This window comes from Ensifer sp. NM-2, assembly GCF_003024455.1.
Taxonomy (GTDB): Bacteria; Pseudomonadota; Alphaproteobacteria; order Rhizobiales; family Rhizobiaceae; genus Ensifer; species Ensifer canadensis.
Genome location: NZ_PVZR01000002.1, coordinates 39,783 through 54,132 on the forward strand (window position 1 = coordinate 39,783; position 14,350 = coordinate 54,132).

Consider the following 14,350-nt stretch of genomic DNA (forward strand, 5'->3'; position numbering starts at 1 on the left):
ACCTACGCTCGCGCGAGGGAGGACATTTTCATGAACGGGAGTATCGCGACGAGCGAGCCAGGCATGGTGACGCAGTCGCCTGCAATCAATGAACTGGCAATGTCACTGATCGGCAATATCGGTCGGCTTGATTTCCAGGAGCGCTTGACCGAGGCACTGAAGCAGCACGTTTCCGTGGATGCGGGGCTGATCCTGCTCTATCGCGGCGACAGTGCGCCGAAGATACTCTTCAACGATTGGCAGACGCATCGCGGCCTGTCCGACATCCGGCATTACCTTCAGGGCCCCTACCGGCTCGATCCGTTCTATCAACTCGCTGTCGAGAACGAAGATGACGGGCTTTATCGCCTGAGCCAGATCGCGCCTTCGTTCGATCGAACCCAGTACTACCGCGAATACTACCAGCATTCCGGACTTCATGACGAGTTCAACTTCATCGTCAGCCTCGACGATGCCTCGAAGATCGCGATCTCTCTCGGCCGCAAGCGGTCGAGCATCGCGTTCAGCGCACAGGAAGTGCAACTGCTCGAGAGCCTCGCTCCGATCCTGCGCACGGCAGTCATCCGCCATTTCCGCGACCTCAGACCCGAGACGCTTGATGGCGAGGGTTCCGCGTTGCAGAAGGCGCTTGCCCAGGCGATAGGCAATTTCGGCCGCAGCGTCCTGACGGAGCGCGAATGCCAGGTCGCTCAGCTCGTTCTGCGCGGCTACTCCGTCAAAGGGGCTGCGACGCGACTCGGCATCTCGCCGGCAACAGTGAAGCTCCACCGCCGAAATCTCTACTCGAAGCTGGATATCACGTCACAAACGGCGCTGTTTGCGTTGTTCATAGATGCAGTCTCTTCGGCCAGGAACGTCTACGAAGACCCGCTATCCGGCTACCTCGCCAAGCGCGGGCAGCTCACGGGCGAACTTGCCTGCAACTGACGGATGTCCGTTGCAGGCGACTGAGGCCTTATTAACGCTATGGGCTCCGCCACCGGACCGAACGCCTAAACGGCAAGACTGCTCTTTGCCGATGGCCTGGAGACGATGCGTGATGCCACCAGGCCGAAGACGACGACACCAAGGATGATCGTCGAGATGGCGTTGACCTCAGGGGTCACGCCGAACTTGATCTGCGAATAGATCTTCATCGGCAAGGTCGAGGCTCCGGGCCCGGTCGTGAAACTCGATATCACGAGATCGTCGAGCGACAGCGTGAACGACAGCAGCCAGGCCGAAACGAAGGCCGGAACCATGTTCGGCACGGCCACCTTCATGAACGCCAGGAATGGCGGGCAGCCAAGGTCTCTTGCTGCTTCCTCCAGCGACGGGTCGAGTTCGGCCAGTCGGGATTGCACCACCACTGCCGCAAAGCACATGGTGAAGGTGGCATGGGCAAGCGTGATCGTCACCGGGCCGCGATCGACGCCCAACGTCACGAACATCAACAGCATCGACACGCCCATGACCACCTCCGGCATCACCATCGGCGCCACCAGCATGCCGTTGAAGATATGATGGCCGCGAAAGCGCCGAATTCTGACAGTCACGATCGCCGCAAGCGATCCGAGAACGGTCGCGAATGTTGCCGAGATCGCCGCCACGAGAAAGCTGATCTTGGCGCCCTCGACGATCGACTGATTGGTGATAGCGGCCGTGTACCACTGAGTGGAGAACCCGCCCCAGACGGTGACCAGTCGCGAGGCGTTGAAGCTGTAGGCAACCAGAACCGCGATCGGCAGGTAGAGGAAGGTGAGCCCGGCGAAGATGGAAAGCCGGTTGAACCAGGATGGCTGGGGCATAGTCGCTCCTCATTTAGAGGTTCGAGACAAACGTGTCTGAAACAGGACGATGGGTATCACCAGGATGACGAGAAGCAGCACGGTGACGGCGGAGGCCACCGGCCAGTCCCGGTTGTTGAAGAACTCGATCCAGATCGTCCTGCCGATCATCTGGGTGTCCGCACCTCCAAGCAAGTCAGGCACGACGAACTCGCCGATGACCGGGATGAAGACCAGTGCACATCCTGCGGCAACGCCCCTGAGGCTGAGTGGAAAGGTGACGCGCCAGAACGCTGCCATGCGCGAGCATCCGAGATCGCGTGCCGCCTCGATCAAGGTACGGTCGCTGGCACTGAGATTGGCGTAGATCGGCAGCACCATGAACGGCAGGTAGGTGTAGACGATGCCGATATAGATCGCGGTCTCGGTGTTCATGATCCGCAGCGGCTCGGAGATGATGCCGAGGTTAAGGAGCAGCGAATTCAACAGCCCGTCGTTGCGCAGAATGCTCATCCAGGCATAGACGCGGATCAGCATCGAGCTCCAGAACGGCACGATCACGAGGAAGATGAGGAAGGAGCGCGACGCCGGCGCGCAACTTGCAATGCCGTAGGCGAGCGGATAGGCGATCGCCAGCATCAGTATCGTCGAAATCGCCGCCACCTTCAGGCTCGTGAGATAGGCAAGGAGATAGGTGTTTTCGCCCAGCACAAAAATGAAGTTCTCAAGATTGAGGCGAATGCTGAGCAGCGATCCCTGCCAGGCAAATAGCGGCTCATAGGGTGGCATGCCGAGGCGAACGGACGAGAGGCTGATCGCCAGCACGAGCAGAAACGGCATGAGAAAGAAGACGGCCAGCCAGCCATAGGGCACGAGCAGCAGTGCGCGCCGGCCGAGATCAGGTTTTGATTGCATCGTGTCGTTCCCCTAGTCGGCCAGCAGACGGGCGGCCTGCGGCATCCATGAGGCATAAACGGTGTCACCGACCGCCAGATCGTCCTGCGCCCCCAGATTGACGCGCAGCGCGTCCAGCGTTGCCCCGCTCTTCAGGCGCACCCGATAGTGGCGCCCTGCCCCGGCGTAGCTGAATTGTTCGATGGTACCTTCGAGACCGCTGCCCTGTTTGTTGAGCTCGACCCTTTCCGGCCGCACCGATACCCAGAAGCGACCATTGGCGGATATATTGTCACTGGCGGTCGCAAAGATCGAACCGCCGGCCTCGGCACTTTCGACCGTCAGCTCGTTGCCGGAGCGTCTGGACGTGCCGCCTTCGAACACGTTCGCCTCGCCCAGGAATTTCGCGACATAGCGGGAAACCGGCGTTTCGTAGACTTCGGCAGGCGACCCGATCTGCAGCACTTTGCCCTGCCGCATGATCGCGATGCGCGACGACACGGTCATTGCCTCATGCTGGTCGTGGGTGACGATGATGAAGGTCAGCCCCAGCTCCCGCTGAAGCCTGACCAGCTCGTGCTGGGTTTCGGTGCGCAGGTTCTTGTCAAGCGCGCCGAGAGGCTCGTCCAGCAACAGCACCTTCGGCCGCTTGACCAGTGCCCGCGCCAACGCGACCCGTTGCCTTTGTCCTCCAGACAGCTGCTGCGGCTTGCGATCCAGCAGCGCCGTCAGTTGCAGCTTTTCGGCCGCCTCGCCCACACGCTGCCGGATCTCAGCTCCTGCCAGCCGGTCCTGCTGCAGGCCGAAGGCGATATTCTTGCCCACTGACAGATGGGGAAACAGCGCGTAGGACTGGAACATCATGTTCGTTGGTCGGCGATGGGCCGAAACGTCCGTGACATCTTCCCCGTCGAGCCGGACGACCCCCGATGTCGGCGTTTCGAAACCGGCGATCATGCGCAGCAAGGTCGACTTGCCGCATCCGGATGGACCAAGAAGCGAGAAGAATTCCCCCTTCCCGATGCCGATCGAAACATCATCAACGGCGCTGAACAGACCGAAGGACTTGGAGAGATTCTCGATTGATACGTAGGATTGCAACACGGATGTCCTTCTGCTTCCGCTTTTCAGGCAAGACATTCAGTTGCCGGCCCTAAACGCAGTCCACACCCGGGTCCGCTCGCGCGCCTGGCGTGGCGGCAGCGACTTGTCGACGAAGAGCTTGGCGCGGACTTCCGCGGGCGGATAGACGTTCGGGTCCGTGCGGATCGCCTCGTCGACCAGTTGCGTGGCTGCAGCATTGGCGTTTGCGTAGAACACGTGATTGCTGATGTCGGCGACTGTCTTCGGCTCGAGAACGTAGTCGATGAAGGCCAGTGCCTGCTCCGGATCGGGCGCATCGCCGGGCACGGCCATGGTATCGACGGAGATGATCGTGCCTTCCTTCGGGATTGAATAATTGACCGCGATGCCGTTGTTGGCTTCCTCGGCGCGCGCTGCAGCAATGCCCGCGTCACCGCTCCACATCATCGCCAGGCACAGCTGGCCGGATGCCATGTCCGCCACCAGTTGGCCGCTCTGCATGTGCCGGATGTAAGGCCGCAGCGTCAGGAGCAGGTCCTTGGCCTTGTCGAGATCTTCCTGTTTTGTCGAATAAGGATCAAGGCCAAGATAGTTCAGGGCGATCGGAACCACCTCGTTCGGCGCATCGACGATACCGATGCCGCAGTCCTGAAACTTTGCCGCCAGTTCCGGCTTGAAGAACATGTCGAGGCTGTTCGTCGGCGCGTCGCCGACCCGCTCCTCAACGAGCTTCGGATTGTAGGCAATCCCTGTCGTCAGCCACATGTACGGGACGAGGTACTGATTGCCCGGGTCGTGTTCGGCAACGAGCTTCAGGAGATCCTTGTCCAGATTCTTATAGTTTTTGAGACTGGAAGCATCGATCGGCTTCAGTGCACCCGATTGGATGAGCCGCTCGCCGACAGTCGCGCTTGGAAAGGCAACATCGAAACCGCTTCCCCCTGCCAGCAAGCGTGTCTCCAGGACCTCCAGCGAATCGAAGAAATCGACACGCGCGTCCACGCCGCTACGCTTTGCGAAGTTAGAAACTGTGTCTTCGGCAAAATAGTCGGAGAAGTTATAGATAAACAGCTTCTCATCGGCCCTCGCTCCCCCCTGCCCATAGAGCAAGGCGATCGAAGCGATGGCAACCGAGTGCATCAGCGAACGGCACGAACCAGACATGTTCCCTCCCAAGGCAGAATGGCCTTCGTTTCGGGAAAAACTGCGGGGCCAGGCGCAATGGGTCAACACTCCCTTTGGCTAGGCTGGGCGGCTGTTCGATGCCGCTGCACATGATCTTCAGCTTTAAAAGCCCATGTTTCCAAGGGCTCAGCACGACTATGTCGCGCCGGATCCTGATGCTGTGTAGAGGAACGCAGGGAGTGATTTCAGCCGAAGCACAGATTGCCTGCGGCTCCGATTTGAGCGCGTTGCCGGCGACATTGCGCCAGCGGCGTCATTGGCCGAAGCCGCCAGAAAAGGTGACGGGCAAGGGCGCCTCGTCGAGCGAACAGAGACATACGCCTGCCAGCCCGTTTCGGTGTGAATCCTGCAGGACTTGGGCCGAGAGTTACTGTCGTCCCAATTGTTCGTCGGAGCCCGCTATGCCAGGTCTGTTGCCGTTACTGACGGAGATCAGCTTCATGACTTCCTCCAGCGCGGGCATCGACAACCCTGCTCCCTGCCGGGTCACCGCAACGGCGCCGAACGCATTTGCAAGCCGGCAGCATTCGGATCCAGGCAATCCCGACACGCGCCCGATTATATGTCCTGCCGCGAAGGCATCACCTGCCCCTGTCGTGTCGACCGTAGCGACGGAAAACCACGGCGCGCTTTCAGCCCCGGAGTTTTGGTAGAGAGACGAACCCGTGACATCATGCTTGAGCGCGATCCTTCGCACGCCCTGACGCAACAGGGACTTGATCGCCTCTTCAACAGGAATTTCGCAGCCTTCTCCCGCAAGCGGTGCAAGATCGGCCCTGCCGAGCATGATGGTATCGAGCTTCGGCAGCAGATTGCGCACATGCGGCGCGACCGACAACGCAACACCGGCCGGAATATCCAGTGTCACGGGGATCCCGTGCCGCTGCGCAAGCTCGATCGCTCTATATGCTGCGTCGGATTGCGGGTTTTGCAACAAGGCGTAGCCGGAGAGATGAAAGAGCGCTGCATCCTCGAACGGGGCGTCGACGATCGATGCCGGGGACAGGTGTGCGTTGGCCCCGCGATAGGCAAACATCGTTCGCTCACCGCTCTTGCCGACGGTCACGATGTTCGTTTGCGTCGGCTCAGACGGGTCCCGGCCGATCCACGCCGTCGAAACACCGATGTCCTCGAGCCACGACAGCGCCTGCTCTCCCAAGGCATCTTGCCCCACGCGCCCGATCAGCCGGCAGTCGTGGCCGGCGCGTGACAGCGCGATAGCGGTATTTGTGGCCGAGCCGCCCAGCATGTGCCGCTGGGCCGTTGCGATCGCCTCTCCTCCCTCGAGCGGATACTCGGGGATATCAAGCACGAGGTCGATATTGATATCGCCAAGGAGGACGATCGCTGCCATTGCGCAAACCCTAGAGATCGAGATGCATTTGTTCTATCGCCTGATCTACGTCGGCGATGATGTCGTCAACATGTTCGATACCGACCGAGAAGCGCACCAGGCCATCGACAACGCCCATCGCCTCCCGCTCCTGGCTGGGAATATCGAGAAAGGCCATGGTCGCCGGCATCTGCGTCGTGGTGCGCAGTCCGCCGAGGCTTGCCGCGAACGAGCCGAGCTTCAGCCGCTTCAAGAGCCGTACGCCCGAAGCCTCGTCTTCGACGCAGAAGGAGAGCATGGCGCCACCGCCGCGCAACTGCTCGCTCGCCGAGGCATGGTTCGGATGCGAGGGCAGCCCCGGATAGAAGACACGTTTGACCTTGGGATGCGCTTCAAGATGTTTTGCAAGGGCAAGCGCATTGGCGCACTGCTTTTCCAGGCGCAACGCAAGCGTCTGTGCCCCGCGCAGCAACAGCCAGGCATTGAACGGCGACAGCGGCGCGCCAAGCTTGTTGAGCGTATTCCAGCGGACGTCCTCCAGCCAATCCGCAGGCAGGATGTCGGACTTCAGCGTGATCACCCCGCCGACCGCGTCGTTGTGGCCGCCGATGAATTTGGTGGCGCTTTCGACCACGACGTCGACGCCGAATTCGTGAGGCCGGCAAACGGCCGGAGACGCGAAGGTGTTGTCGCAAATGACCACGATGCCGCGCGAATGGGCGAGCTCCACCAGCGCTTTGAGCGGCGGCACCTTCATGGTTGGATTGGCGATCGCCTCGACATAGAGAACTTTGGTCTCATCGGTAAACGCGTTTTCGACCGCTCGGACATCGGTGCAATCGACAAGGCTCACTTTCAGCCCGAAATCGCCAGCGCGGTGATCGAAGAATTCGTGCGTGCTCGAATAGGTGGTGAGATCGGCAACGATGTGGTCGCCCGCTTTCAGGATGCCGAACAGCGCATGCGAGATCGCGGCCATTCCGGAAGCGGTCGCCAGGCATGCCGTGCCGCCTGTTAGCTGGGCGATATGTTCCTCGAACTTGTATTCGGTCGGGTTGCCGCAGCGCGAATAGATGTTCACTTCCTTGCGCGCACCGGCGACGATCTGGTCGTAGATGTCGCCGCCATACTGGAAATTCGCCGACATGTAGATCGGATAGCTGATCGACTGGGAATGCTCTTCGGGCGTGTAGAAGACTGCCCGGCTGGCAAAATCGAGCTCTTTAGGCGACATGAAACTTCTCCTGCATTGGACCCGGACTTGAGCCGGGTCATTAACGGCTATTCCTTGACGGCACCGCCGAGCAAAGCGGCGGTGATCTGGCGTTCGAAAAAGATGAAGAGAACCAGCGGCGCGATGGCGGCGATCAGGATGGCCGCCAGCATCACCGGATAATTGGTGATGTGCTCGCCGACGAAATCCGTGAGGCCCACGGGCAACGTCTTGCGCGCCGGATTGTTGATGAAGACGACCGGAAACAGGAAATCGTTCCAGACCCAGATCATGTTGACGATCGCCGCGGTGAACATCGCCGGGCGCGCGATCGGCAGCGCGACGCGGGCGAAGATGGACCACTCGGAAGCACCATCCATGCGCGCCGCATCGAAGAGTTCGCGCGGCAGCGTGTTGAAAAAGGCCTGCATGATGAAGATCGTGACCGGTACGTTGAAGGCGGCAGTCGGCAGCACGACACCCATATGCGTATCGAGCAGTCCGGCGCCACGAAGCATCACCACCAAGGGCACGAGCGCGACATAGGCGGGGATCGCCATGGCCGCCGTCAGGCTGAGTTCGACGGCAGGCATCCAGCGTGGCCGATAGACTGCCAGCGCGTAACCGGCGAGGGTTGACACCGCCACGGTGAGAACCGTCGCGCCGGCCATGATCAGCAGCGAGTTGACAGCGTAGCCGCCAAGCGCGCCGCCGCTCCAGGCGCCGACATAGGCGTCAAGCGAGAAGCTCGTGGGCAAAGACCAGACCGAGCGCATGAACTCCTTGTTGGTCTTGAAGGTGCTGTAGATCATCCAGATGAACGGGAAGACAACCAGAAGCACATGCAGCGTCAGGAGAACGAGGACCACCGTATTGGTGACTGTCCAGCGGCGAACGGCAGCCATGGCTCAAGTTCTCCCGCCGACGCCGGCTCTTTTCAGATACCGGAAGACGAGCCACGCGCCGACCGCCGTCAGCAGCATCTGCGTGAAGCCGATGGTTGCCGCATAGCCCATCTCGAAACTGCCGAAGCCCATCTTGTAGAGGTAGGTGGAGACCACCTCGCTTGCGTGGTTCGGGCCGCCATTGGTGAGCACAAAGACGAGCGAGAAGGTCTTGAGCGAACCGATGATCGCCAGCAGGGAATTGGCGCGAACCGCGTCGCCGACCATGGGGATGGTGATCGAGAAGAACTTGGTGAAATGGCCGGCCCCATCGATCTCGGCGGCCTCGTAGACGCTTTCGGGCACACTCCTGACCGCCGCCACGAATAGCAGGACATAAAGGCCGAGATAGGTGAAGCTCATCACCACCACTACGGCTGAGAAAGCCGTGCCGGATTCGCCGAGCCAACCGCGCTTCAGGCCATCCAGCCCAAGCGCACCGAATGCCGCGTTCACCAGACCGAAATAGGGATTGTACATGAAGCGCCAGAGCAGCCCGATGCAGATCTCGCTGACCATCACCGGCACGAGATAAAAGAACAGGAATATTCGGCTGAACGCAGGCACGATGCGCACCAGGCAATAGGCGATGCAGAGCGCAAGAAACACCTGAAAGACCATCGCCGAAAGCGCGACGAGAAGGTTGCGGCCAAGCGCCCGCCAGAAGATCGGGTCGCCGGCAAGACGGACGAAATTGCCCGCTCCCTGAAATACCGGCGCAGACGCTCCGTCCCAACTGAAGAGCGAGAGCCAACCGGCATAGACGACGGGATAGGCGACGAAGGCTGCAATGAGCAGGAATGCAGGCGACAGAAACAGGAGCGCCGCTCTGTTGTGGCTGTTGGCAAAGCCCTTGTTGGTACTCATCGTTCTTGGGCTCCATGGAGGGCTCGCGCGGCGAGCGGCTTGCCGCGCAAGCTGGTCATGTTGCTGGCGCCAACTACTTGTCGGTCCGCAGCGCATCCTCGAGGCGCTTGGCCGCATCGGCCGGCGGCACCGAGCCGTCAAGCACACCCTGGAGCGACGTGTAGTAGATGTTGGTCGCAGCCGGCGGCATGGCGGTGTCATAGAAGGGATCGAGGTGGCCTGCCTTCGCCATCAGCTTGCCGCTGATATCGAACAGGACAGGTCCTGCGGCTGCCTCGGTCGTTGCGTCCTTCACCGTCACCATCGTCTTTCGAAGCTCGACATACTTCGTCATGACCTGGCTCGACGTCAGGAACTTGAGCAAGGTCACGGCATCGGCCTTGTTTTCCGCCTTCTGCGAAATGCCGAAGGTGGCGGCGACGCCGGCCAGGACGTCGGACTGGTCACCAGCCCCGTCCTTGACTGTCGGGAATGCGAAATAGCCGAGTTCGAAGCCTTCGGGCGCATCGGCGGACGCGCCGATCTGCCAGGTCCCGTTCAGCATCATGGCTGCCTGGCCGTTGAGGAAGAGCATGTTGGCTTCCTGGTCGCCCATGCCGTTGAAGCCGATCGGGAAATAGCCTTTGCTCGAAAGCGCGGCAACATGTTCCAGCGCCTTGGTCGCCTCGTCGCCGAGCGCGGCCTTGGCATCCTTGTTGACGAAGGCGGAAACGACGCCGGATCCCTTGAGACGCATCTCGAGATACTGGAACCAGAACGTCGCCGGCCAGGCATCCTTGTTGCCAAGCGCAAACGGGACAATGCCCGCGCCCTTGATCGTCTCGGCCAATGCCAGAAGCTCATCGTAGCTCGACGGCACCGTCCAGCCGTTTTCCGCAAAAAGCGCCTTGTCGTACCAGAAGACGACGGAGTCGACATCGACGGGAACGGCGTAGGCGTGACCATCCTTGCTTGTCTGCGCGAGGGCGCTTTCGAGGAAACTGTCGCCCCAGCCGTCCTTGGCAAGGTCTGCGTCGAGCGCGTACATCTGCCCGCCATTGACGAAGGCATTCAGAAAGCCGCCGGGCAGCGTGTAGAATACGTCAGGCGGGTTGCCCGACGCCATGGCCGTGTTGAGCTTGGTCTTATAGGCCGACTGTTCGGCCGCAACGACATCCAGCTTGATGTCGGGATGCGCCTTGGCGAATTCGTCCAGGGCGAAATTGATGAAGTCGACCTTGTCCTGTTGGCCCGCATAGGCGTGCCAGAAGGACAGCTCACCGGCCGCGGCCGGAAGGGCGGTCAGCACCATGGCCGCACCAGCAATCAACAAACGCTTCAGTCCCATGACATCCTCCCAGAAGTCCAGCAGCGCATCTTCTCGCGTTGATGTAGTGATGCCACATCATATAAGTCGTGTCTATAGTGACACCACAACATGACTATGCTAGCCTCTTCGCCAAGGCGCACCGCCAACCCGAAAAAAGGCCCCGTCAATGGTCAATGATTTGCGAGGCAACAGCAGCATTCCGGCCAGCATCCGGCTGCGAAGTGTGTTGCCGAAATTGTCAGATTCCGAACGGCGCGTGGCGCTTTGGATGCTCGACAACAGCGACAGCGCAATCCGCCAGTCGATGTCGGCAATCGCCCAGGCGACGGATGTCAGTGATACGACCGTGCTGCGCATGTGCCGCACCGCGGGCTTTGAGGGATTCACCGATCTCAAGCTGGCGATGGCTCAGGAGCCGCGCATCGTTCAAGCCGAAATGTCGTCCGAGCCGCAGACAAGCGACCTGCAGGCCGCAAGCCGATTGTTTCGCGCAATTGGCCAGGCCCTGACCGATACGCTCGGTGTTCTCGATGAAAAGACCCTGGCTGCGGCGATCGATCTGATGGCCGGTGCCAAGCACATTTTGGTCGGCGGCGTGGGCGGGTCCGGCATCGTCGCGCAGGCATTTTATCAACGCTGTATCCGGCTGGGACTGCGATGCGATGCGCCAGTCGATTCCCAACTGCAGATCATGCATGCGGCGCTGACTGGGCCGGGCGATCTCGCCGTCGCCATTTCCTATTCCGGCATTACAAGCGATCCGGTTCTCGTGCTGCAGGAAGCCAAGGCGCGCGGCGCCTCAACGCTCTGCATCACCGGAAATAGCAGCTCGCCGCTAGCGCGACTCGCCGATGTCGTGCTCGTCAGCGTCTCGCATGAGCAGGGCAGCGAGCCGATGGCAGCGCAGATCGCGCAGATGACATTGGTCGATGCGCTCTATTCCGTTTTTGCCGCACGCAATGCCGAGCGGGTTCAACTCACCGAGGAGCGCATGGTCAAGGCGATCCTCCCGAAATCAATCTAGCCAAAACACGAGCAGGGCATTGAAAACACAAATCTATACCATGCAGACAGTTGCCGAGGCCCTGGCTGCGGCGAAAGTCGGCGTCGACTATCTCGGCCTCACGCCTTCGAACCGGGGCTTGCCCGGCGAGATCAGTTTCGCCACTGCGCGCGAGATCGCCGATGCCCTTAAGGGCAAGGCACAACGGGTGGCGCTGTCGGTGGAGAGTGATCTCGAGGCGATCGCCGAGATGGTGGACGCGGTGCAGCCTGATGTGCTGCATCTGTGTGGCGACATCGAGCTCGTGACCCCTGAGCACGTCAAGACGTTGCGCACGAAGCTGCTGGCAAAATACCCCGACCTGAAGATCCTCCAGGCCATACCGATGACCGGGCCGGAGGCGCTTGATCACGCAGCGCGCTTCGAGCCGTTTGCGGACATCTTCATCCTGGATTCCGTCGCTGCCCATATCGGCGGCATTGGCGCTGCCGGCGTCACCCATGACTGGTCGCTCAGCCGCGAGATCGTAAAACGCAGCAAACGGCCGGTGATCCTGGCGGGCGGCCTCAAGCCGGAGAACGTCGCAGCTGCGATCGAGGCTGTCCGGCCCTGGGCGGTGGACTCACTCACCCATACGAACCGCCCCCTCGCCGAGGGTGGCTTTCGCAAGGACATCGACAAGATTTCGGCCTTCGTCGCTGCGGCCAAGCACGCCTGAAATGATACTTTCATCTCGATCTTCCGGTATGGCTTGACGAACCCGAGCACCCCGGCCGGCCCGGCAGAATGGCGCGGCATCGCAGCACATCCACCTGCGCCCACCGATCCGCCGCTGTCACCGAGCAATAGGATGACCGGCACCCGACTGTATTGACCAACCTTGCGGGGAACGCCCTGGCCGGCCGCTGCAATTTCGAACGCTTGGCACGCCGCTGCAGCAAGACCATCGAAACGGATAGAATACGGCGGGTCACGCGCATATGGGTCTGTTTCAGTGGCGTGCCGGTCTGCCGCCTGTTACTGAAGCAATGTATCGCTTGGTTGAACGAGCGGGACGACAGGACCCCATCAGCCACGAAAGGAAGCGACCATGGCGACGACACCACGAAGACCATCCAATCCAAAAGATGCCGCCGAGGCGCTGTTCAGGCCGGCGAAGAAGGTGGCAGCTCCCGCGGTCGAAAGACCTGCGATCCCGAACACCAAGGAACTCGTATCGCTGAAGATCGACAGCGATGTGCTCGCCCATTTCCAGGCGGACGGGCCCGGTTGGCAGGATCGTATCAACGATACCTTGCGCGCCGCCATGAAACCGTCAGTTTGATCGTCGGCGCTGAACGCGGCGTAATTTCGCGCGCCTTGAGCGTCATCGAACCGCAGATCTCTCACTCATCGCTGCGCGCTATTGCTGCCCCCCGGTGCCTTTGGAAAGGCATCGCCCGTCCGCGAAGGCGCTTCGGGTAGCCGGATGCCCAAATAGCGAGGGGAGCGCGACGGCGCCAACGGCATCATAGGCTAGCCTTGAATGCCGGTGTCAGAAACGACTTCGCCGCTTTGCCGGGCAGGGCGCTGATCTGGCTGCGCAGTTATCCTGTCTGAACGGATCCAGACGGCAAGAAGGTCATAAAAGACGCTGAGCACAATCGGGCCCAGAAACAGGCCGATCAATCCATAGGCAAGCGTGCCGCCGAGCACCCCGACCAGGATGACGAGCATTGGTGTGGAAAGGCCACGAGCGACCAGAATGGGCTTCATAATGTTGTCGATCAACGCGATCGGAACGAGGAGAAGCGTCATGAGCAAGGCTGACTGGAACTCCATTGTCATCCATCCCCACACGATCAGGGGCAGGAAAACAGGAAACGGCCCGATTTGCACGATACACAGGATCATCACGACAAACGCGATCAACCCGGCTGCGGGCACCGCGAAGAGCTTCAGAACCAACGCGCACAATATCGTCTGAATGAAGGCCACGCCGATGACGCCCCTTGCGACGTTTCGGATCGTGGCGGTTGCAAGACGTACGAACCCTTGCCCTCGCTCTCCGGCGATCCTGTGCGCAAACACATTCAAGAACTCGGAGATCTTCAAGCCAGGGCGAAACAGAAAGCCGGTGACAATCACCGACGCAATGAAACCTACAAATCCCAACCCGATGCTGGCAAGAACGCCGATGGCCTTGCTGCCGGCTTGCAGCAGTGCCGGTTGGAACCGGTTAAGGGCGGCCGCCAGATTGTTTGAAGCAAGACTCCAGGCATTGTAGATCCGCTCTCCGATGATGGGCCAGTTCCGAACGGCCTCTGGCGGCGCCGGCATGATTGCCTCGCTACCCTTGAGCTTTTCGTACACCACTTGCGCGCCGTCGAGCGAGCCGAAGATGAGAGCCGACAATGGGCCGATAATGAGGGAAAGGTTCACCAGCGTAATGAGCACGGCCGCGAGCTTTCCGCGACCACCAAGCATTTTTTCAAGCCTGCGATAAAGCGGATACTGCGCGACTGCCAGGATAGCGGCCCATATGCCGATAATGGCAAAGGGTACCACTAGCGTCAGCGACCAATAGGCAAACAGCCCAACAATACCGAACCGGACGAGGTCCGTGATCCGTGTTTCGATTGAGGCCGTCGCCACCGGAGCAGGCGCTAAACTATTGCTTTTACCAAGTCGATCGTCATCCATGACAGCGCCCCCGCCCCCTCGTAGGACGAACATATGGCAAGGCAGTTAGATCCTGCCCTGCCACCATTTCG

The 14,350-nt window shown here is 60.6% G+C and carries 14 protein-coding genes; 4 read left to right on the plus strand and 10 right to left on the minus strand.

From position 1 onward, the window contains the following. The first annotated feature begins 30 nt into the window (after positions 1–30). Positions 31–927 carry a helix-turn-helix transcriptional regulator gene (locus C6558_RS05435; protein WP_158268917.1) on the plus strand — a complete coding sequence of 299 codons (897 nt, stop codon included), beginning with the start codon at positions 31–33 and terminating at the stop codon, positions 925–927. 65 nt (positions 928–992) lie between these two features. Here the strand turns inward: C6558_RS05435 and C6558_RS05440 are convergent, their stop codons facing one another. From C6558_RS05440 to C6558_RS05480, 9 genes are all read right to left on the minus strand, one after another. Further along, positions 993–1,787: an ABC transporter permease gene (locus C6558_RS05440; protein ID WP_107026918.1), complete on the minus strand. Its 795-nt coding sequence runs from the start codon at positions 1,785–1,787 to the stop codon at positions 993–995. Between the two features lie 9 nt (positions 1,788–1,796). Next, on the minus strand, positions 1,797–2,681 hold the full coding sequence (locus tag C6558_RS05445) for an ABC transporter permease subunit (RefSeq protein WP_107026919.1): 885 nt from the start codon (positions 2,679–2,681) through the stop codon (positions 1,797–1,799). A gap of 12 nt (positions 2,682–2,693) precedes the next feature. Next, positions 2,694–3,764: an ABC transporter ATP-binding protein gene (locus C6558_RS05450; RefSeq protein WP_245449118.1), complete on the minus strand. Its 1,071-nt coding sequence runs from the start codon at positions 3,762–3,764 to the stop codon at positions 2,694–2,696. 36 nt (positions 3,765–3,800) lie between these two features. Continuing rightward, positions 3,801–4,907, minus strand: a complete 1,107-nt coding sequence (locus tag C6558_RS05455) for a polyamine ABC transporter substrate-binding protein (RefSeq protein WP_199196976.1) — start codon at positions 4,905–4,907, stop codon at positions 3,801–3,803. Positions 4,908–5,295: 388 nt separating this feature from the next. Continuing rightward, positions 5,296–6,282, minus strand: coding sequence for a carbohydrate kinase family protein (locus C6558_RS05460; protein WP_057207269.1), 987 nt, complete (start codon positions 6,280–6,282; stop codon positions 5,296–5,298). 10 nt (positions 6,283–6,292) lie between these two features. Further along, positions 6,293–7,495: a PLP-dependent aspartate aminotransferase family protein gene (locus tag C6558_RS05465; RefSeq protein ID WP_025430136.1), complete on the minus strand. Its 1,203-nt coding sequence runs from the start codon at positions 7,493–7,495 to the stop codon at positions 6,293–6,295. Positions 7,496–7,542: 47 nt separating this feature from the next. Further along, positions 7,543–8,379, minus strand: a complete 837-nt coding sequence (locus C6558_RS05470; RefSeq protein WP_025430137.1) for a carbohydrate ABC transporter permease — start codon at positions 8,377–8,379, stop codon at positions 7,543–7,545. 3 nt (positions 8,380–8,382) lie between these two features. Continuing rightward, on the minus strand, positions 8,383–9,285 hold the full coding sequence (locus C6558_RS05475; RefSeq protein ID WP_025430138.1) for a carbohydrate ABC transporter permease: 903 nt from the start codon (positions 9,283–9,285) through the stop codon (positions 8,383–8,385). 73 nt (positions 9,286–9,358) lie between these two features. After that, the gene (locus C6558_RS05480; protein ID WP_107026922.1) at positions 9,359–10,612 is read right to left on the minus strand and encodes an ABC transporter substrate-binding protein; all 1,254 of its coding nucleotides are present in this window, start codon (positions 10,610–10,612) and stop codon (positions 9,359–9,361) included. 148 nt (positions 10,613–10,760) lie between these two features. Between C6558_RS05480 and C6558_RS05485 the strand changes: the two genes are divergently transcribed. The 3 genes from C6558_RS05485 to C6558_RS05495 all read left to right on the plus strand — a co-directional run bounded on the left by C6558_RS05485 (position 10,761) and on the right by C6558_RS05495 (position 12,921). Continuing rightward, complete coding sequence (locus tag C6558_RS05485) at positions 10,761–11,618, plus strand: MurR/RpiR family transcriptional regulator (protein WP_107026923.1); 858 nt, start codon at positions 10,761–10,763, stop codon at positions 11,616–11,618. Positions 11,619–11,637: 19 nt separating this feature from the next. Continuing rightward, positions 11,638–12,315, plus strand: a complete 678-nt coding sequence (locus C6558_RS05490; protein ID WP_057207268.1) for a phosphoribosylanthranilate isomerase — start codon at positions 11,638–11,640, stop codon at positions 12,313–12,315. A 372-nt stretch (positions 12,316–12,687) separates the two neighbouring features. After that, positions 12,688–12,921: a BrnA antitoxin family protein gene (locus C6558_RS05495; protein ID WP_025430141.1), complete on the plus strand. Its 234-nt coding sequence runs from the start codon at positions 12,688–12,690 to the stop codon at positions 12,919–12,921. A gap of 191 nt (positions 12,922–13,112) precedes the next feature. On the opposite strand, the gene C6558_RS05500 is transcribed toward C6558_RS05495, so the two are convergent. Then, positions 13,113–14,279 (minus strand): AI-2E family transporter, encoded by a 1,167-nt coding sequence (locus tag C6558_RS05500; protein ID WP_107026925.1) that lies wholly within the window; start codon positions 14,277–14,279, stop codon positions 13,113–13,115. Positions 14,280–14,350 lie beyond the last annotated feature (71 nt).

Coding starts and splice junctions, on each gene's coding strand:
- C6558_RS05470 (WP_025430137.1), bottom strand. CDS start 8,379: ATGGCTGCCGTTCGCCGCTGGACAGTCACCAATACGGTGGTCCTCGTT.
- C6558_RS05440 (WP_107026918.1), bottom strand. CDS start 1,787: ATGCCCCAGCCATCCTGGTTCAACCGGCTTTCCATCTTCGCCGGGCTC.
- C6558_RS05500 (WP_107026925.1), bottom strand. CDS start 14,279: ATGGATGACGATCGACTTGGTAAAAGCAATAGTTTAGCGCCTGCTCCG.
- C6558_RS05445 (WP_107026919.1), bottom strand. CDS start 2,681: ATGCAATCAAAACCTGATCTCGGCCGGCGCGCACTGCTGCTCGTGCCC.
- C6558_RS05435 (WP_158268917.1), top strand. CDS start 31: ATGAACGGGAGTATCGCGACGAGCGAGCCAGGCATGGTGACGCAGTCG.
- C6558_RS05480 (WP_107026922.1), bottom strand. CDS start 10,612: ATGGGACTGAAGCGTTTGTTGATTGCTGGTGCGGCCATGGTGCTGACC.
- C6558_RS05455 (WP_199196976.1), bottom strand. CDS start 4,907: ATGTCTGGTTCGTGCCGTTCGCTGATGCACTCGGTTGCCATCGCTTCG.
- C6558_RS05460 (WP_057207269.1), bottom strand. CDS start 6,282: ATGGCAGCGATCGTCCTCCTTGGCGATATCAATATCGACCTCGTGCTT.
- C6558_RS05465 (WP_025430136.1), bottom strand. CDS start 7,495: ATGTCGCCTAAAGAGCTCGATTTTGCCAGCCGGGCAGTCTTCTACACG.
- C6558_RS05475 (WP_025430138.1), bottom strand. CDS start 9,285: ATGAGTACCAACAAGGGCTTTGCCAACAGCCACAACAGAGCGGCGCTC.
- C6558_RS05485 (WP_107026923.1), top strand. CDS start 10,761: ATGGTCAATGATTTGCGAGGCAACAGCAGCATTCCGGCCAGCATCCGG.
- C6558_RS05495 (WP_025430141.1), top strand. CDS start 12,688: ATGGCGACGACACCACGAAGACCATCCAATCCAAAAGATGCCGCCGAG.